General features: G+C 69.6%; 17 protein-coding genes and 2 tRNA genes. 10 read left to right on the top strand and 9 right to left on the bottom strand.

Annotated elements, in window-relative coordinates; translation table 11 throughout:
- Positions 1–42: 42 nt before the first annotated feature.
- The 3 genes from fdhD to NLX83_RS16785 all read left to right on the top strand — a co-directional run bounded on the left by fdhD (position 43) and on the right by NLX83_RS16785 (position 3095).
- Positions 43–867: a formate dehydrogenase accessory sulfurtransferase FdhD gene (gene fdhD / locus NLX83_RS16795; RefSeq protein WP_254235779.1), complete on the top strand. Its 825-nt coding sequence runs from the start codon at positions 43–45 to the stop codon at positions 865–867.
- Complete coding sequence (locus NLX83_RS16790) at positions 864–2048, top strand: CaiB/BaiF CoA transferase family protein (protein WP_254235778.1); 1185 nt, start codon at positions 864–866, stop codon at positions 2046–2048. Before fdhD ends, NLX83_RS16790 begins: the two co-directional genes overlap by 4 nt.
- A 129-nt stretch (positions 2049–2177) precedes the next feature.
- On the top strand, positions 2178–3095 hold the full coding sequence (locus NLX83_RS16785; protein WP_254235777.1) for an alpha/beta hydrolase: 918 nt from the start codon (positions 2178–2180) through the stop codon (positions 3093–3095).
- A 194-nt stretch (positions 3096–3289) separates the two neighbouring features.
- On the opposite strand, the gene clpX is transcribed toward NLX83_RS16785, so the two are convergent.
- The 5 genes from clpX to NLX83_RS16760 form a co-directional block, all read right to left on the bottom strand.
- Positions 3290–4567 (bottom strand): ATP-dependent Clp protease ATP-binding subunit ClpX, encoded by a 1278-nt coding sequence (clpX, locus tag NLX83_RS16780; protein ID WP_254235776.1) that lies wholly within the window; start codon positions 4565–4567, stop codon positions 3290–3292.
- Positions 4568–4818: 251 nt separating this feature from the next.
- On the bottom strand, positions 4819–5445 hold the full coding sequence (locus NLX83_RS16775; RefSeq protein WP_254235775.1) for an ATP-dependent Clp protease proteolytic subunit: 627 nt from the start codon (positions 5443–5445) through the stop codon (positions 4819–4821).
- 32 nt (positions 5446–5477) lie between these two features.
- Positions 5478–6053, bottom strand: a complete 576-nt coding sequence (locus NLX83_RS16770; RefSeq protein ID WP_254236243.1) for an ATP-dependent Clp protease proteolytic subunit — start codon at positions 6051–6053, stop codon at positions 5478–5480.
- Positions 6054–6290: 237 nt separating this feature from the next.
- Positions 6291–7637, bottom strand: coding sequence for a trigger factor (gene tig / locus NLX83_RS16765; protein WP_254235774.1), 1347 nt, complete (start codon positions 7635–7637; stop codon positions 6291–6293).
- 302 nt (positions 7638–7939) lie between these two features.
- Positions 7940–8013 (bottom strand) — tRNA-Pro (locus NLX83_RS16760).
- 68 nt (positions 8014–8081) lie between these two features.
- Between NLX83_RS16760 and NLX83_RS16755 the strand changes: the two genes are divergently transcribed.
- Positions 8082–8152 (top strand) — tRNA-Gly (locus NLX83_RS16755).
- Positions 8153–8366: 214 nt separating this feature from the next.
- A complete protein-coding gene (locus tag NLX83_RS16750) occupies positions 8367–8825 on the top strand; it encodes a MarR family winged helix-turn-helix transcriptional regulator (RefSeq protein ID WP_254235773.1) in 459 nt (152 codons plus the stop codon).
- Here NLX83_RS16750 and NLX83_RS16745 read toward each other — a convergent pair.
- The gene (locus NLX83_RS16745; RefSeq protein ID WP_254235772.1) at positions 8822–9085 is read right to left on the bottom strand and encodes a hypothetical protein; all 264 of its coding nucleotides are present in this window, start codon (positions 9083–9085) and stop codon (positions 8822–8824) included. The genes NLX83_RS16750 and NLX83_RS16745 overlap by 4 nt on opposite strands.
- Positions 9086–9211: 126 nt before the next feature.
- On the opposite strand from NLX83_RS16745, the gene NLX83_RS16740 reads away from it, so the two are divergent.
- The 5 genes from NLX83_RS16740 (at position 9212) to NLX83_RS16720 (ending at position 15518) form a co-directional block, all read left to right on the top strand.
- Positions 9212–10423: a GNAT family N-acetyltransferase gene (locus NLX83_RS16740; RefSeq protein ID WP_254235771.1), complete on the top strand. Its 1212-nt coding sequence runs from the start codon at positions 9212–9214 to the stop codon at positions 10421–10423.
- A gap of 68 nt (positions 10424–10491) precedes the next feature.
- A complete protein-coding gene (locus NLX83_RS16735) occupies positions 10492–11247 on the top strand; it encodes a hypothetical protein (protein WP_254235770.1) in 756 nt (251 codons plus the stop codon).
- Positions 11248–11341: 94 nt separating this feature from the next.
- On the top strand, positions 11342–14362 hold the full coding sequence (locus tag NLX83_RS16730; RefSeq protein WP_254235769.1) for a BTAD domain-containing putative transcriptional regulator: 3021 nt from the start codon (positions 11342–11344) through the stop codon (positions 14360–14362).
- A gap of 45 nt (positions 14363–14407) precedes the next feature.
- The gene (locus NLX83_RS16725; RefSeq protein WP_254235768.1) at positions 14408–14968 is read left to right on the top strand and encodes a M23 family metallopeptidase; all 561 of its coding nucleotides are present in this window, start codon (positions 14408–14410) and stop codon (positions 14966–14968) included.
- Positions 14969–14996: 28 nt separating this feature from the next.
- Positions 14997–15518, top strand: coding sequence for a M23 family metallopeptidase (locus NLX83_RS16720; protein ID WP_254235767.1), 522 nt, complete (start codon positions 14997–14999; stop codon positions 15516–15518).
- Positions 15519–15573: 55 nt separating this feature from the next.
- Here the strand turns inward: NLX83_RS16720 and NLX83_RS16715 are convergent, their stop codons facing one another.
- Genes NLX83_RS16715 through NLX83_RS16705 form a run of 3 tightly spaced genes read right to left on the bottom strand, consistent with a single transcriptional unit; the run spans position 15574 to position 17272 of the window.
- Complete coding sequence (locus NLX83_RS16715) at positions 15574–16380, bottom strand: Fpg/Nei family DNA glycosylase (protein ID WP_254235766.1); 807 nt, start codon at positions 16378–16380, stop codon at positions 15574–15576.
- Positions 16381–16395: 15 nt separating this feature from the next.
- Complete coding sequence (locus tag NLX83_RS16710) at positions 16396–16764, bottom strand: hypothetical protein (RefSeq protein WP_254235765.1); 369 nt, start codon at positions 16762–16764, stop codon at positions 16396–16398.
- 40 nt (positions 16765–16804) lie between these two features.
- Entirely contained in the window at positions 16805–17272 is a 468-nt protein-coding gene (locus NLX83_RS16705; protein WP_254235764.1) for a ribose-5-phosphate isomerase, read from the bottom strand.
- Between the last annotated feature and the right edge of the window lie 19 nt (positions 17273–17291).

The following is a 17291-nucleotide window of genomic DNA, read 5'->3' as shown; positions in this document are numbered from 1 at the left end:
GATCGGGGGCTTGTCACTCCCCAGCCGCCGAAGGAGGCCCACATGGGCAGGGTCACGGTCCGCCGTCAGGTGCTGCGGATCTCCGACGGCCGCGAGGTGCGGCGCCCGGACGCGCTCGCCGCGGAGGAACCGTTGGAACTGCGCGTGAACGGCCGCGCGCTCACGGTCACGATGCGCACGCCCGGTCACGATGTCGAGCTCGCACACGGATTCCTGCTCACCGAGGGCGTGATCGCCGACGTCGAGGACGTGCGGACCGCGCGCTACTGCGACGGCACGGACGAGGACGGCAAGAACACCTACAACGTCCTCGACCTCGCCCTCGCCGAGCACGTCCCGCCCGTCCAGGTCGGCGTCGAACGGAACTTCCACACCACGTCGTCCTGCGGCGTCTGTGGCAAGGCCGCGCTGGAGTCGGTTCGCGTGCGCAGCCACCACGACCTCACGCAGGACGAGGCGAAGGTCAGCGTCGACACGCTGATCTCCTTGCCCGGCAAGCTCCGTGCGGCTCAGCGCGTCTTCGACAGCACCGGCGGCCTGCACGCGGCCGGGCTGTTCACCTCCACCGGGGAGCTGCTCGTCGCGCGTGAGGACGTCGGCAGGCACAACGCGGTGGACAAGGTCATCGGCTGGGCGGTGATGTCCCGACGGGTTCCGCTCAGCGGCTGCGTGCTGATGGTGTCGGGGCGGGCGTCGTTCGAACTCGTGCAGAAGGCCACGATGGCCGGGATTCCCTTTCTGGCAGCGGTTTCGGCACCGTCTTCGCTGGCCGTCGACCTCGCGGCGGAGCAGGGCATGACCCTGGTGGGCTTCCTCAGGGGCACGTCGATGAACGTCTACTCCGGACAGTCCAGAGTGGACCGATGACGGGCCCGCTGAGCGGCGTCGTCGTGGTGAGCCTCGAACAGGCCGTCGCGGTCCCCTACGCCTCCCGGCTGCTCGCCGACCTCGGTGCCCGCGTGATCAAGGTGGAGCGCGTCGGCGGCGGAGACTTCGCGCGCCACTACGACAACGCCTGCGGCGAGGTCTCCTCGTACTTCGCCTGGACCAACGTGGGCAAGGAGTCGATCACCCTCGACTTCAAGCAGCCGGAGGGGCGCGAGGTCCTGGCCAAGCTCATCGAACGCGCCGACGTCGTGCTGTGCAACCTCTCCCCCGCCGTGGGCCGTCGCATAGGTGTGGACGCGGAAACGCTGTGCGCTTCCCGCCCGGACCTGATCGTCGGCGAGCTGTCCGGATACGGCGACGGCGGTCCGTACTCGGAGCGCAAGGCATACGACGCGCTCGTCCAGTCCGAGGCCGGGCTGATCGAGCTGACCGGCGAGGGCGAGGTGACCGCCCGCACGGGGATCTCCGTCGCCGACATCTCCGGCGGAGTGCACCTGCACGCGGCGGTCCTGGCAGCGCTCTACCACCGTCAGCGCACCGGAGAAGGGACGGCACTGCGCCTGTCGCTGCTGGAGTCGCTGGCGGAGTGGGTCCAGCAGCCGCTTCTCTACGCGACCGGCACCGGCCGCATCCCGCCGCGCGCGGGCGCGCACCACGCCAGCATCGCGCCGTACGGGCCGTTCCGGTGCGGCGACGGCGGAACAGTGCACCTCGCCGTGCAGAACGAGCCGCAGTGGACCCGCCTGTGCGAGCGCGTGCTCAACCGCGCAGATCTCGCGATCGACCCGCGGTTCACAACGGTGGCGTCGCGGGTGGAGCACCGGCAGGCGCTGCACGCGGAACTCCACACGGTCTTCGACGGGATGACGGCGGAGGGCTTGCTGGCCGCGCTCGACGCCGCCGACGTGCCCGCCGCGCGCACCAGGGACGTGCTGGGCCTGGCCGAGCACCCGCAGCTCGCCGCGCGCGACCGCTGGCGCGAAGTGCCCGTGCCCGGCGGCGCAAGCCCCCGAATGCTGCGACCACCGGTGGACGCCACGCATTGGAGCTGGTCACCGGCACCTGTCCCCCGGTTGGGGCAGCACACCGGGGCGATCTTGAGCTGGCTGGGCTACGACGAAGGGCGGGCCCGTAAACTCCGCGAAAAGGGAGCCGTCTGACAACCCTCTTTCGAGTGTGAGGCGGATCACCCAGGAAGAATTCCGGGTGATCGGTAACGAGAATGGCCTGAGTTGCGTCAAGTGAGTGCGGGGACGATTCGGTCGCCGCGCTCGCAGGGGAGGTTCAGCGTGGCCCAGGGGGGCAACAGTCAGCGCCGCGTCGTCCGACGCACGGTGCTGATGGGCGCGGCCGCGGGGGCGGCCGCCACGGTCACGCTCGGGGTGAGCGCGGGCAGCGGGGCGCTGCGCCAGCCGGAGAAGGGGCTCAGCAAGCCCGTTCCCACCCCGAGCAGCACACCCGCGCTGGCTTCGGCCCCCTCGCGCGGCGTGGTGCGGGTGGAGCGGGTCCGCTCCGCCTACCGCAGGCAGAGCGTGGAGATCGCCACCTTCCTGCCCAGCAACACCAGCAAGGACCTGCCCGTCTGCCTGCTGCTGCACGGTCGCTTCAGCAACGCCCGCACCGCGCCCGGCGGCGACCTGGCCGGCGCGCTGGCTTCCGCGGTCAACAAGGGCCACGTCCGCCCGTTCGCCTTCGTCGCGGTGGACGGCGGCGCCAACACCTACTGGCACCAGCAGCAGAACGACAACCCGATGGCGATGCTGCTCGAGGAGATCCCGGCCTGGCTGGCCGAGCGCGGCCTCGGCGGCCCGGAGGGCAAGCCCTTCGCCGTCTCCGGCATCTCCATGGGCGGCTTCGGCGCGTTCCTCTACGCCCGCCGCAGGCAGGAGCGCCGCGACCCGGTGCGCGCGATCGCGGCGATCTCGCCCGCGCTGATCACCTCGTGGTCGGAGATGAGCAAGCGCAAGGCGTTCCGCGACCAGGCCGAGTGGGCCTCGATGGACCCGCTGCGCAACATCGACAAGCACGGCGTGGCCAAGGTCGGCATGTGGTGCGGCACCGAGGACAGCTTCATCGGTGGCGTCCGCCAGTTCATCCAGCGCGCCAAGCCCGTCGTCGCCGCCACCGGCCCCGGCGGCCACAACCACACCTTCTACAACCGAGTCCTGCCCGATGTGGTCCGCTTCGTCGGCCGCCACCTCCCCTGAGGCAGTTCTCCCGTCTTCAAGTACAACGAACCCCCCTCCTGATCACCGTCAACCGCCACTAACCCCTGAGCGCGCCTTGGGGGTTAGTAGCGGTTAACGGTGTCCGGGGAGGGGGGTTCGGCGTACTTGAAGACTGCGGAACCCCGGTCAGGTGGGAGCGGGGACGCATCAGGTGGCCGGGAGAGATAGCCCGATCAGGCGGACTTCTCGCGGCGCTCGCGGCGCGTGGGCTGGCGGGCGACGATGGTCGGGTTCACGTTCTCCCGGACCGTCTGCTCGGTGATCACGACCTTGGCGACGTCGGTGCGGCTGGGGATGTCGTACATCACCGGCTGCAGCACCTCCTCCATGATCGCGCGCAGGCCACGAGCACCGGTACCGCGCAGGATCGCCTGGTCGGCGACGGCCTCCAGGGCCGACTTGGTGAACTCCAGCTCGACGCCGTCCATCTCGAACAACCGCTGGTACTGCTTGGACAGCGCGTTGCGCGGCTCGGTGAGGATCTTCACCAGCGAGGGCTTGTCCAGGTTCTCCACGGTCGCCACGATCGGCAGCCTGCCGATGAACTCCGGGATCAGGCCGAACTTGATCAGGTCCTCCGGCATGACGTCGCCGAAGACGTCGGCCGCGTCGACCTCGGCCTTGGACCGGATCTCCGCGCCGAAGCCCAGGCCGCGCTTGCCGACCCGGTCCTGCACGATCCGCTCCAGGCCCGCGAAGGCCCCGGCCACGATGAACAGCACGTTCGTCGTGTCGATCTGGATGAACTCCTGGTGCGGGTGCTTGCGGCCACCCTGCGGCGGCACGCTCGCGGTGGTGCCCTCCAGGATCTTCAGCAGCGCCTGCTGCACGCCCTCGCCGGAGACGTCACGGGTGATCGAGGGGTTCTCGCTCTTGCGAGCGATCTTGTCGACCTCGTCGATGTAGATGATGCCGGTCTCGGCGCGCTTGACGTCGTAGTCGGCCGCCTGGATCAGCTTGAGCAGGATGTTCTCCACATCCTCGCCCACGTAGCCCGCCTCGGTCAGCGCCGTGGCGTCGGCGATGGCGAACGGGACGTTGAGCAGCTTCGCCAGGGTCTGGGCGAGGTAGGTCTTGCCGCAGCCGGTCGGGCCGAGCAGCAGGATGTTGGACTTGCCCAGCTCGATGTCGTTCTGGCCGTCCTTGATCCGGTCGCCCGCCTGGATGCGCTTGTAGTGGTTGTAGACCGCCACCGACAGCGTGCGCTTGGCATCGCCCTGCCCGATCACGTACTGATCGAGGAAGTCGTGGATCTCCGCGGGCTTCGGGAGCTCGTCGAGTTTGACGTCGCCGGCCTCGGCCAGCTCCTCCTCGATGATCTCGTTGCAGAGGTCGATGCACTCGTCGCAGATGTACACGCCGGGGCCGGCGATGAGCTTTTTCACCTGCTTCTGACTCTTCCCGCAGAAAGAGCATTTCAGCAGGTCGCCGCCGTCACCGATACGTGCCATGGCCGTTGACCTCTGTCCCCTCCGGCGCACCCGCACGCGCGCCTGGCCGTCTACGTCCTCGACGGTACCCGTCCCACCCGGAAAAGCGAGAGTGGTAGGACACGTCTGCCGAACTGTCGTGCTCCGAACGTGTCCTCGGTAAGTGAGTCACAAGCCTCTCTCGAACACGCCGAGCACGCAACGGAAACCGTGCTGCTCGGCGTGTCGAGGCAGGACCACTTGTTTACTACACATCCGCCCCGCGCGCGCTGCTAGTTCGCGGAGAGCTTCCGGTACGGCATGACCTCGTCGATGATGCCGTACTCCTTGGCCTCCTCGGCCGTGAGGATCTTGTCACGGTCGATGTCGGCGCGGACCTGCGCGGGGGTGCGCTTGGTGTGCCTGGCCAGCGTGGTCTCCAGCAGCTTGCGGACCCGCTGGATCTCGTTGGCCTGGATCTCCAGGTCGGACACCTGGCCGTACACGCCCTCGGTGGCGGGCTGGTGGATGAGCACCCGGGTGTTGGGCAGCGCGGAGCGCTTGCCGGGGGTGCCCGCGGCCAGCAGCACCGCGGCCGCGGAGGCGGCCTGGCCGAGGCAGACCGTGCGGATGTCCGGGCGGACGTACTGCATGGTGTCGTAGACGGCCATCAGCGAGGTGAACGAGCCACCGGGCGAGTTGATGTACATCTCGATGTCGCGGTCCGGGTCGGCGGACTCCAGGTACAGCAGCTGCGCCATGACGTCGTTGGCTGAGACGTCGTCGAGCTGGCTGCCGACGAAGATGATCCGCTCCTCGAACAGCTTGTTGTAGGGGTTGGACTCCTTGACCCCGTAGTTCGTCCGCTCGACGAAGGACGGGAGGATGTACCTGGACTGCGGGGAGCGTGACTCGCTCATCATGTTCCTGCTCTCCTATCCGGTTCGGCGGTTCAGCGGGTCTGGGCGGCGCGGCTGATCACGGAGTCGATGAAGCCGTAGTCCTTGGCTTCCTCGGCGGTGAACCAGCGGTCGCGGTCGGAGTCGGCCACGATCTTCTCGACCGGCTGACCGGTCTGGGCGGCGATGAGCTCTGCCATCTCCCGCTTGTGCCTGACCAGCATCTGGGCCTGGATCTCGATGTCGGCCGCGGTGCCGCCGACGCCGGCGGAGGGCTGGTGCATCATGATCCGCGCGTGCGGCAGGGCGTAGCGCTTGCCCCTGGTGCCCGCGGAGAGCAGGAACTGGCCCATGGAGGCGGCCAGGCCCATGCCGTAGGTCGCCACGTCCGGCTCGATGAACTCCATCGTGTCGTAGATGGCCATGCCGGCGGTGACGGAGCCGCCGGGCGAGTTGATGTAGAGCTTGATGTCCTCGTCGGGGTTCTCGGCGGCCAGCAGCAGCATCTGCGCGCAGATCTGGTTGGCGATGTTGTCGTCGACCTGCGAGCCCAGGACGATGATGCGCTCACGGAGCAGGCGCTCGTACACCGAGTCGTTGAGGTTCAGCCCGCTGCTGTTCGCCCGCATCAGGGGCGTCGGGACGGTCTCGTGCTGCGTCACGTCTGCCTGCCTTTTCCACGATGGTCGGTGGCCTTGGATGATCTCGTGTCGCCACCGGGGCCCCACGGCGGGATCCGCCGGCTGGGAAGATCTTGTTGCAATCGACCCTAACGAAAGCGGGCGGCGTCGTAGTCCCGACACCGCCCGCGTTCGCTCAGAGCGTGTCCTGGGGGTGAGCCCCGGCACCCCTGGAGGGTTCAGTCGTCACTCCGCGGCCGCGGCCACGGGTTCTTCGGCGCCGAAGAGCTCGTCCATGTCGACCGCGGTGCCCGAGGCGTCGGTCACCGTGGCCTTGCGGACGATCCCGGCGAGCGCCTTGCCGCGGCGCACGTCGGCGTAGATCGCGCCGAGCTGGCCGGACTGCTGGGCCCGCTGGACGTACTCGTCCGGGCTGATGCCGAAGCGCTGCGCCTGGTAGACGATGCGCTCGGTGAGCTCGTTGTCGCTGACCTCGACCTGCTCGGCGTCGGCGACCGCGTCCAGCACCAGCTGGGTCTTCACCGTCTGCTCGGCGGCTTCGCGCAGTTCGGTGTCGAACTGCTCGCGGGTCTTGTCCTGACCCTCCAGCCACTGCTCCAGCTTGGCGTCGTCCTGGCCGAAGTTGTAGAGCGCGTCGTACTTGCGGACGTCGACCTCGGCCTCGACCGCGGTCTCCGGCAGCGGCACGTCGACGACGGCCAGCAGCGCCTCCAGGACCTTGTCCCTGGCCTGCATGCCCTGCTGCATGTTCTTGACCCGGCCGAGCCGGGTGCGCAGGTCGGCCTTGAGCTCGTCGAGGGTGTCGAACTCGCTGGCCATCTGGGCGAACTCGTCGTCGGCGTCGGGGAGCTGGCGCTCCTTGATGCCCTGGACCACGGCGGTGACCTCGGCGTCCTTGCCGATGTGCTCGCCGGCAACCAGCTTGGTGGTGAAGGAGCGGGCCTCGCCCTGGGCGGCACCGATCAGCGCGTCGTCGATACCGTCGATGAGCTGGCCGGAGCCGATCTCGTAGGACAGGCCGGAGGTCTTGGCGTCCTCCACGTCCTCGCCGTCGACGGTGGCGGAGAGGTCGAGGACGACGAAGTCGCCCTTCTCGGCCGGGCGCTCGACGCCGACGAGGCTGCCGAAGCGGGCGCGCAGCTCGTCGAGCTGGGTGTCGACCTCCTCGTCGGCCAGCTCCACGTCGTCGACGGTGACGGCGAGCTCACCGAAGGCGGGGACGGTGATCTCGGGGCGGACGTCGACCTCGGCGGTGAAGGCGAGCAGGTCGCCGTCCTCCAGCTTGGTCAGCTCGATGTCCGGGCGGCCGAGGGTGCGCACCTCGCCGGTGTTCACCGCTTCCAGGTACTTGGCCGGGATCGCCTCGTTGACCACCTCGTCGAGGACGACGCCCCGACCAAGGCGGTTCTCCAGGACGCGCGCGGGGGCCTTGCCGGGGCGGAAGCCCGGGATGCGGACCTGCTTGGCGAGCTTCCGGTACGCCCGGTCGAAGTTCGCCTTCAGCTCGTCGAACGGCACCTCGACGTTGATCCGGACGCGCGTCGGGCTCAGCTGCTCGACGGTGCTCTTCACGTATTTCTCCTCGTGCGGACAACAAGCGTGCGCAAACCCCGGCAAACCGGATCCGGCCCCGGGTAACAGCCAGCGAGTCTATGTCAGCCCCCGCAACCACCTTCCGGTGGCACCCACGAAGCCCAGAACACGACAACGCCTCAACCGAACGCAGCCGCACACAACCGGAACGCAGCCCCGAACCGAACGCAACCCGGCTGGATCGGAACCAACCGCAACGTGGGGGGTCTCGGGGGGCTCGGCCCCCCGGTGATACGAAGACGACCCGGCCTGCGCTCTCCGCAGGCACAGGTCGCCCATCGTCGGGGTGACAGGATTTGAACCTGCGACCCCCCGCTCCCAAAGCGGGTGCGCTACCAAACTGCGCCACACCCCGGTACTGCCTCGCACGAGCCTAGCCGGAGCCTGTACGCTTCCCAGCGTCGCGGTCGCCTTTGGCGTCGTGCGGGTGTAGCTCAATGGTAGAGCCCCAGCCTTCCAAGCTGGCCACGCGGGTTCGATTCCCGTCACCCGCTCTCGACGAGGAGGCTGGTCGGTTGCGTCGCAACCTCCCAGCCTCCTTTGTCATGTTGGGGGACCGAGTCCCCCACTCCCCCCGCGGTGCGAGTTCCTGCCGAACCTGCGTTGTCCGGCTGGGCGTGGACCACCATCGGGCCGACAGCTCCGCGCGCCGGGCACTGTCCTTTGTAGACAGTCTTTGTCCTTTCCGGCTCGTTTACAGTCGATGGCATGAGCGAGCCGCCCTGGTTGTCCCCGCCGGAGATGCGTGCCTGGCTCGGTTACCTGGAGGCCACGAACCTGCTGGAGCGCCAGCTGGAGCGGCAGTTGCAGGACGAGGCGGGGATCTCACACGCGCAGTACGACATCCTCTCGACGCTCTCGGCGTGCCCGGAGCGGCGGATGCGGATGACGGAGTTGGCGGCGGCGGTGATCGTCTCCAAGAGCGGCCTGACCTACCAGGTCGGCAAGCTGGAGAAGGCGGGGCTGGTGCGCAGGGAGGCGCATCCGCTGGACGAGCGCGGGGTGCTGGCGGTGCTCACCGACGAGGGTGTGGAGCTGCTGCGCCGGATCGCGCCGGGGCACGTGCGGACCGTGCGGTCGTACCTGATCGACGTGCTCTCGCCGAAGCAGCTCAGCCAGCTCACCGAGATCACCAGGGCGATGCGGGAGCGGCTCCGGTCGAGCTAGTCCTGGCCGAACTGGGCTTCCATGACGGCGATGCGCTGTTCGATGGTGACCGCGTCGGCGGCCAGTTCCCTGGTGCGCTGCGCGGCGAGGGCGAGGCGCCAGCCGTCGTCGACGAGGAGTTCGCCCGCTTCGGCGGGGAGGTCCCAGTCGCGCACGGCGCGAGCCAGTTCGTCGGCGATCCGGTCAGCTCGGTCGGCCAGATCGAGGAGGGACTGCCTGCCCGCTTCGGACATCAACGTTGATGACTCCGGCAGATTCATGTCGAGCAATTTAAGGGGAACCGCGCCGTCGATTGCGCAATGTTGACCACCGTCACACAGGGCGTGTTCCCGCGTGGATGAAAAAACCAGTGGCCGAGTGTCCTCGGCCTGAGTAACACAGTGACCATGACCACAGCGCCCCCGCGTGTCCGGTTGCTCGGCGACTCCGATTTCGAGACCTTCCAGCGCACCGTGAACTCGGCCTTCCTGACTGCGCCGACCGATGAGGCAGTGGCGCTGGACCGGGTGCTGTTCGGGAACGGCCACTTCCACGGCGCCTTTGACGGCAACGAGATGATCGGCGGAGCGGGAATCGTTCCGAAAAGCATGACAATGCCCGGAACCGGCTCGCGCGCGGTAGCGGCGGTAGTCGCGGTCGCGACCGCGCCGGGAAACCGCCGCCGGGGTGTCCTGACAAGCTTGATGCGCGCTCAGCTCGAAGGGTTGCACAACGAAGCGGCGGAGCCGATCACCGCGCTGTGGTGTTCCGAGGCGAGCATTTACGGGCGTTTCGGCTATGGCTCGGCGTCGATGCGGTTGTTCACCTCGGTTCCCAGGGGCAGCGCATTTGTGTCCACTGTGGACTGTGGGGGCGAGCGCGTGCGCGAACTGCCACGCCAGGACGCTTTCGTTGCCATGAAAGAGATCTACGCGCGGGTCGCTCCGAAGCGCATCGGCTGGATCGGCCGCACCGACTATGAGTGGGAACGCTGGTACCTCGACGACGGCACCACGACCCCGTTGCGGTTCGCCGTGCATCCCGGGGCCTATGCGGCGTATCGGGTGCAGGCGAACGTGACGCTCCGCGGGCCGCGGCACCGGGTGGACGCGCACGAGATCGTCTCAGTGGACCCGGTGGCGCACGCCGCGATCTGGCGCCACCTGCTCGACATCGACCTGACGGGCGAGGTCACGTACAACAACATGGCGGTGGACGATCCGCTGCCGCACATGCTCGTCGACCGCCGCGCGGCGGAGCGCAGGGTCGGGGACGGGTTGTGGATTCGCCTTGTCGACGTGGACCGCGCGTTGGTGGGGCGTCGCTACAGCGTGCCCGCCGATCTCGTCCTGGAGCTGACCGACACCTTCTGTCCCTGGAACGCGGGGCGCTGGCGGTTCACCGTGGACGGCGACGGCGTGGCCCGGGTCCGGCGCACCGACGACGACGCGGACCTCGCGATGGGTGTCGAGGAGCTGGGCGCGCTGTTCCTCGGCGGCACCGCCCCGTCCGAGCTGGCCGGGGCCGGGCGGATCAGCGAGCTGCGGCCGGGCGCGCTGGTCACGCTCGCGCTGACCTTCTCCACCGAGCGGCTCCCGCACTGCGCCGAAATGTTCTGAACGGGAACCTGTGCGGTGGGCTCGACCGTTGACCAGGCGAGTCAGGTCCCGCGATCGAAAGGCTCGTGATGGAGTTCCTCTTGGTGGTGCTGGTCATCGCGGTGATCGGCGGGATGGTGGTGATGTCCCGGCAGCGCGCGGCCGCGCAGCGCCGGGAGCTGGACGACGCCAAGGCCGAGGCCCGCCGCTGGGTGGAGCGCCTCGGCGGCCAGGTGGTGAACCTGATCGGCACCAACGAGGCCGCCAAGCAGGCGCTGGCCGACGCCTCGGAGCGCTACACCGCGGCGGGCTCGCAGATGGAGCAGGCGAACTCCGCGGCGCAGTGCCGCCTCGCCACGCAGACCGCGATGGAGGGCCTCTACTACGTCCGAGCCGCGCGCGTCGCCATGGACATGGACCCGGGCCCCGAACTGCCGGACCTGAACGGGCAACGGCACGCGGGCTCGGTGACCGAGGAGCGCGACGTCGAGGTGCAGGGCCACGGCTACATGGCCTCGCCGCGCCCCGGCAGCCGCACCCCGCACTACTACCCCGGCGGCATGGTGGCCGGACGGCCGGTGCCGCAGGGCTGGTACAGCGAGCCGTGGTGGAAGCCCGCCCTGGTCGCCGGTGCCTGGGGCGTCGGGAGCGCGCTGCTGTTCGGCGCGATGTTCTCCGGGATGGCCGGGGTCGCCGCGGCGGCCGCCGTCACCGACTTCGGGGACATGGGCGGCGTCGGCGACCTCGCCGGAGCGAGCGATGTGGACAGCATCGGAGACATCGGCACGGACTTCGGCGGGGAGATGGGCGGGTTCGACTTCGGCGGCAGCGACTTCGACTTCTGAGAGGTTTTCGGAAAGAGTGCTCGATCCCGGCTAGTTCCGCGCGTCCGGCGGTGGTGTAGTTGCCCGCCTCCACCCTTGGACCGCGGGAGAGGTCATGGACTTCCGGATGTTCGGGCCCGTCGAGCTGTGGACCGGCGGGCGGCTGGTCGAGCTGGGCCCGGCGAAGCAGCGGTGCGTGGTCGCGGCCCTGCTCTGGACGCCTGGCCAGGTCGTTCCGCTGGAGACGCTGACCGACCGGCTCTGGGGCGCGCACCCGCCGCGCGAGGCCAGGAGCACCATCTACGCGCACCTGACCAGGTTGCGAGGCGTGCTCCGGCCGCATTTCGGCGAACACGCGCCGATCGAGCGGCGCTCCGGCGGGTACGCGCTGAACGTCGCCCCTGAAGCCGTGGACTGGTGCCGGTTCCGCTCCGCGCTCGCTACCGCGCGCACGACCACCTCGGGCCGGAAAGAGCTGTTGCGGGATGCCTTGGCGCAGTGGCGGGGCACGCCGCTGGCCGGAGTGCCCGGAGCTTGGGCGACCGATGTGCGCAGCGGCTTGGAACAGCAAAGGATCGGTGCCGCGGTGCAGTGGGCCGATCTGGAGCTGGCCGACAACGCGTGGGAGCCGGTCGTCGGCGAGCTGCGGCACCTGCTCGACGAACACCCGCTGGCCGAGGCCGTCGCCGAGCGGCTGATCCGGGCGCTGGTCTCGGCGGGCCGCAGCGCGGAAGCCGTTGCCTGCTATGCCGAAGTGCGTCGTCGCATCGTCGATGAGCTCGGCGTGGAGCCGGACAGCCGATTGCGCGCACTACACCAGGAGATTCTCGCCGCGGAGTCCGTGGTGGTGGTCGCCCCTCCGAGGTGGCGCGGGCCGCAGGCGCACTTGGACCGGCTGATCGGGCGCCAGGCGGAACTGGACGCGGTGTCCGAGGCGCTCGCGCGGAGCAGGCTCGTCACGATCACCGGCGCGGGCGGCTCCGGCAAGACCACGCTGGCCTTGCACGCGGCGGCCGAGATCTCCCGCGCCCGGTGGCTGGACGTGCTCGCGGTGACCCTGGCGCCGTTGCGCACCGCCACACAGGCCGCGGATGCGTTGCTGGAACTGCTCGAAGCCCGTGCGCCGAGCGACGCCGATCATTGGGCCGCAGTGGAGGAGTCGATTCCCGACTGCCCGCAACTGCTCGTGCTGGACAACTGCGAACACCTCGCGACGGACCTCGCCGGGCCGGTGCGGCGGCTGCTCGCCGCACGGCCGCGGCTGGTGGTGCTGACCACCTCGCGGCAGCCCCTGGGCATCGCGGGAGAAACCCTGTTCCCGCTCGCCCCGCTGGCCGTGCCGAAGGCGGGCGAGCCGATAGACCCGGACAACCCGGCGATCGCGCTGTTCGTCGAGCGCGCTTCCCAGGCCGATCCCGAGCTGCGGGTGGACGCGGCTTTCCTCGACGTGGCAGGGGAAATCTGCCGCAGGCTGGACGGCCTGCCGCTCGCGCTGGAGTTGGCGGCGAGCCGGGTGCGCACGTTCCCGGTCATCGAGCTGGCCGCGCGGCTGGGCACGGACATGGACCTGTTGCTGCGCACCACCGGCTCCGACGACGACCGGCACGCGACCCTCACCGCCGCGGTGGACTGGTCCTACCGCGATCTCGACGAGGCCGAGAAGGTGTTGCTGGCCAGGCTGTCCACCTTCCCCGGGGGCTTCCGGCCCGCCGACGCGGAGGCCGTGTGCGCCTTCCCTCCGTTGTGCCGCATGGAGATCGCCGGGATGCTCGGCACGCTGGTCGACCGCTCCCTCGTGCAGCCGTACCAGGTGGTGCGAGACCGGCGCCTCCGGCTGCTGGAGATGATCAGGGTGTTCGCGCACCGCAGGCTGCTGGCGTTCGGCGACGCGGAGGCGACCGGGCACCGGCACGTCGACCACTGGCTGGCCGTCGCCGCCCGGATCGACGCGTTGAAGGTCTACCTGGACCGCGCGAACGCACTGCGCGAACTGGCCCCGGACATCGAGAACCTGTTCCGCTGCTGGGAATTCGGCCACGCGAACGGGCGGGCGGTGGACGTCGCCGAGATCATCGCGCGGACCTTCGAGCTCTGGTACGCGCTGCCCGCCCACCTCACCAGGGGGCAGCGGTGGCTCGACCGAGCGCTCCGGACGCCGGACACGCGGCCGGAGACGCGGGCGTTGCTGCGGTTCCACCACGCGCTGCGGCTGGGCTACGACGGCGACAACCAGGCGAACGTGGTGGTGATGTCGGAGATCGTCGCGGACCTGCGGCGGTACCGGCCACGCGAGCACTGGGAGGCGCGGGCGAACCTGATCACCGCGCGGAACCTGCTGATGGACCCCGGAGTGCTGGAGGAGATCCCGCCCGCGGTGGCCGAGGCACTGGAGTCCGATCTGGAGGACGCGCTGATCGTGCTCAGCGCCGCGAGCAGCGCGCTGGTCGCCTGGGGCCACTACGCCGAGGCGAGCGAGCTGTGCGACGCCTACCTGAGCCGCGCGGAGGTCATCGGCCGACCGGAATCCCCCATACAGCAAGCGATCCGGATCGAAGCGTTGCTGGGCCAGGGTGAGCGGGAGACGGCTCGGTCGCTCGCCGCGCGGCTGCACAGCGAACTGGGCGACGTGCGGCACGCCGCGGAGCACCAAGGACCGCGGCGGGCGCTGGCGTTCGCGTACCTGGCCGTCGGGGAGATCGATCGGGCGACGCGGCTGGTGGCCGAGACGATGGCGTGGCTGAGCACGGTGCCGCGCTCGGTGGCCACCCGCTACGCGGTACTGGAGATCCTGCACGCGGACCTGCTGCGCAGGCGGGGCGAGCCGGAGGCCGCCCTGGCCGCGCTGCGCTCGGTCCTTGACCGCCCTGACCAGCAGGACCAGCTTCGGCTTACCGCGGTGCTGGTGGCGGCCATGATCGCGCGCGACCTGGGCGACACCGACGCCGCCGACCGGCTCGCGCGACGGTGGGACGGACTGCGGCGGGAGCGGGGGTTGCCGGTGCCGCTCGGCTTCACCGACCAGCTCGACGGGCTCGACCTGACCAGGCCGCTCCCGGCGCCCGCCGACGTGCGCGCGGGCGTCGCCGAAGCGGCGGAGTACTGCGCGCAAGGTTCTCGCAAGGATTCTGCTCACTGAGCCTGCGAGGCTTTCCTTTCCCCCTCCCTGCGGGAAAGGAAAGCCATGAACAAACGCATCAGGCACGTCGTCGCCGGGATTGCACTGGCGTTGACAGCGGGCCTGCTCGGTTCCCCGGCCGCATCGGCGGAGAACCCTTCGTCATCGGCCGCACCGAATTTCCAGTTGCCCTTCCCCTGCGGACAGACCTGGTCGCTGACGACTTATCGCGGACATTCCCCGGATGACAAGAAAGTCGACTTCTTCCGGGTCGGCGGGGTCACCAACGGCTCGGCTGTCGTGGCGGCGGCCGCGGGCGTGGTGAACGAGGTGCACCCGGGCGTCGGCGGTGTCGAGATCAACCACGGCGGCGGCTACTTCACCCTTTACCTGCACATGAGCGGCCGGAACGTCAACGTCGGCACCCGCGTGGCCGCCGGGCAGCGGATCGGCACGGTCGGCCGTGTCGCCACCGGGGTCCCGCACCTGCACTACGAGCTGCTCTACGACTTCAACGGCAACAACAACGGCGAGAACGGCGAATGGGTGCGCCCCATCTTCAATGGCGTGACCTACCAGCTCATCCCCGGCCGACCGTTCAGCCTGGTGAGCCGAAACAGGTGCTGATTATCCTTCCCCCGCAAAGGAAACAGCCATGAAAGCACGCGTAATCACATTATTGTTCGGCCTACTGGCCGCTTTGGTCGTCGCCCCGGGCGCGCAAGCGTCACCCGATGCGCGGCCGGTGTTCCAGATGCCGTTCGGCTGCACTGAGATCTGGCGGGCGTACACGCACACCGGGCACACGTTCCCGCAAGCCCAGATCGACATGGGACAGCCGCCGTCCCAGGGCAAGGCCGTGATCGCCAGCTACGCGGGCCGGGTCACCGGCAGCGGCATCTACAACGACGGCGTCTCGTTCGTGCTCATCGACCACGGCGGCGGTTGGTCCACCCGCTACCTGCACATGCAGCGCGGATCGCTGATCGCGGCGGGCACCACGGTCGCCAGGGGCACGCGGGTCGGCCTGGTCGGTGACGTCGGCAGCCCCGGCGCCTTCCACCTGCACTACGAGCAGCGGCTCAACGACAGGCCGGTGCCGATCCTGTGGAACAACAGCGCGATCGGCTACGTGAACTACCCGAACTTCCTCACTTACCAGAGCCGCAACTGCTGATCACCTGAACTGGAAGCCGGGCCCTCCCCCCATCCCTCAAGGGCCCGGCTTCCTCCTACGCCTGGCAGGTGGGGCACCAGTAGAGGTTGCGGGCGACGAGCTTGGCGGTCGCGACCGGAGTGCCGCAGACCAGACAGGGCTGGGAATCCCTGCGGTAGACGTAAACCTCGCCGCCGTGCCGGTCCTCGCGCGGAGCCCGCCCCATCGCCTCCGGCTCGTGCTCGGGCCGGACGGTGTCGATGCGACCGACCCGGACGCCGTACTCCATCAGCTCTTTCAGGTCCTCCCAGATCGCCTTCCACGTGGCCTCGTCCAGGTCGCGGCCGGGTGTCAGCGGCGGGATGCCCAGCCGGTAGAGGACTTCGGCGCGGAAGATGTTGCCCGCGCCCGCGACGATCCGCTGGTCCATCAGCAACGCCGCGATCGACGTGCGCGAGTTCTCGATGCGACGCCACGCCTTGCCGGGATCGGCGTCCGCGCGCAGCGGATCGGGTCCGAGGCGATCGCGGAGCACGTCGACCTCTTCCTCGGTGAGCACGTCGCAGGCGGTGGGGCCGCGAAGATCGGTCCAGTGCGTCGGCCCGATGACGCGCATCCGCACGAGCCCTTGGGGCGGCGTCACCGGCCGCGGCTGCTCGGCGAACTTCCCGTAGAGGCCGAGGTGGACGTGCACGGTGCGGTCCGGGCCGTAGTGGTGCAGCAGGTGCTTGCCGATCGCTTCGGCGCTCTCGAACACGCGTCCGTTGACGAGTGAGGCACCAATCGCGAACCGGCCCTGCGGGCTGTCGACGGCCACCTCGTGGCCCGCGTAGCGCTTGTGGTGCAGCCGGGCCAGCCGGTGCAGCGTGTGACCTTCAGGCATCTGCGCTCATTCGGTTCAGCTGGGCCACCACGCGGGGCCCCATGCGATCACGGAGAGGCCAACGTAGCCGAGCAGGCACCACGCGGCGATCACCAGCCCAGAGCGGACGGCGCTGCCGACGACGAGCTGCGCACGACGGCGGCGGGCGTGGATCACCCCCGCGACAAGTGCGACGAAGGGCATCACGAAAGCGCTGACGATCAGCCACACCCCGATGCCCAGCCCGCAGTCCGGCGGGCCGCACGGGGGCTGGCCGTCGAAGGCGTTGATGATGATCGTGCTCTGCGCGAAGTACAGCGCCAGCACGCCGACCACGGTCACCCCGAAGGCGACCGCGGCGGACACCACCCACGTCGCCGTCCCGAACTCACGCAAGCGAACCATGCGCTCCCGGGTACCCATCGGGAGCGCACGGCAACCGGCGTCACGGCAGGACGGGCGCTTCCCTGGTCTTCTCGTACTCCGAGATCAGGCCGATGCGCCGGATGTGCCGCTCGTCGTCGGAGAACGGGGTCCCGACGAAGGCGTCCACGATCGCCGCGGCCTCCTCGGCGGTGTGCTGCCGGGCGCCGACGCCGATCACCTGGGCGTTGTTGTGCTCCCGGGCGAGCTGGGCGATCTCGGTGCTCCAGGCGAGCGCGGCCCGGCAGCCCTCGACCTTGTTCGCGGCGATCTGCTCGCCGTTGCCGGAGCCGCCGATGACCACGCCGAGGCTGCCGGAGTCGGCGACGACGCGGCGGGCGGTCTCGATGCAGAACGGCGGGTAGTCGTCCAGGGCGTCGTAGGCGTGCGGGCCGACGTCGACGACGTCGTGACCGCGGCCGGTGAGGTGCTCGACGAGGAAGGACTTCAGCTCGAAGCCCGCGTGGTCGGATCCAAGGTAAACGCGCACGGAAACGGAGTCTGTCATC

This window comes from Allokutzneria sp. A3M-2-11 16 (assembly GCF_024213555.1).
GTDB lineage: Bacteria > Actinomycetota > Actinomycetes > Mycobacteriales > Pseudonocardiaceae > Allokutzneria.
The sequence above is the reverse complement of the archived record's forward strand: the minus strand, read 5'-3'. Positions and strand labels throughout refer to the sequence as shown.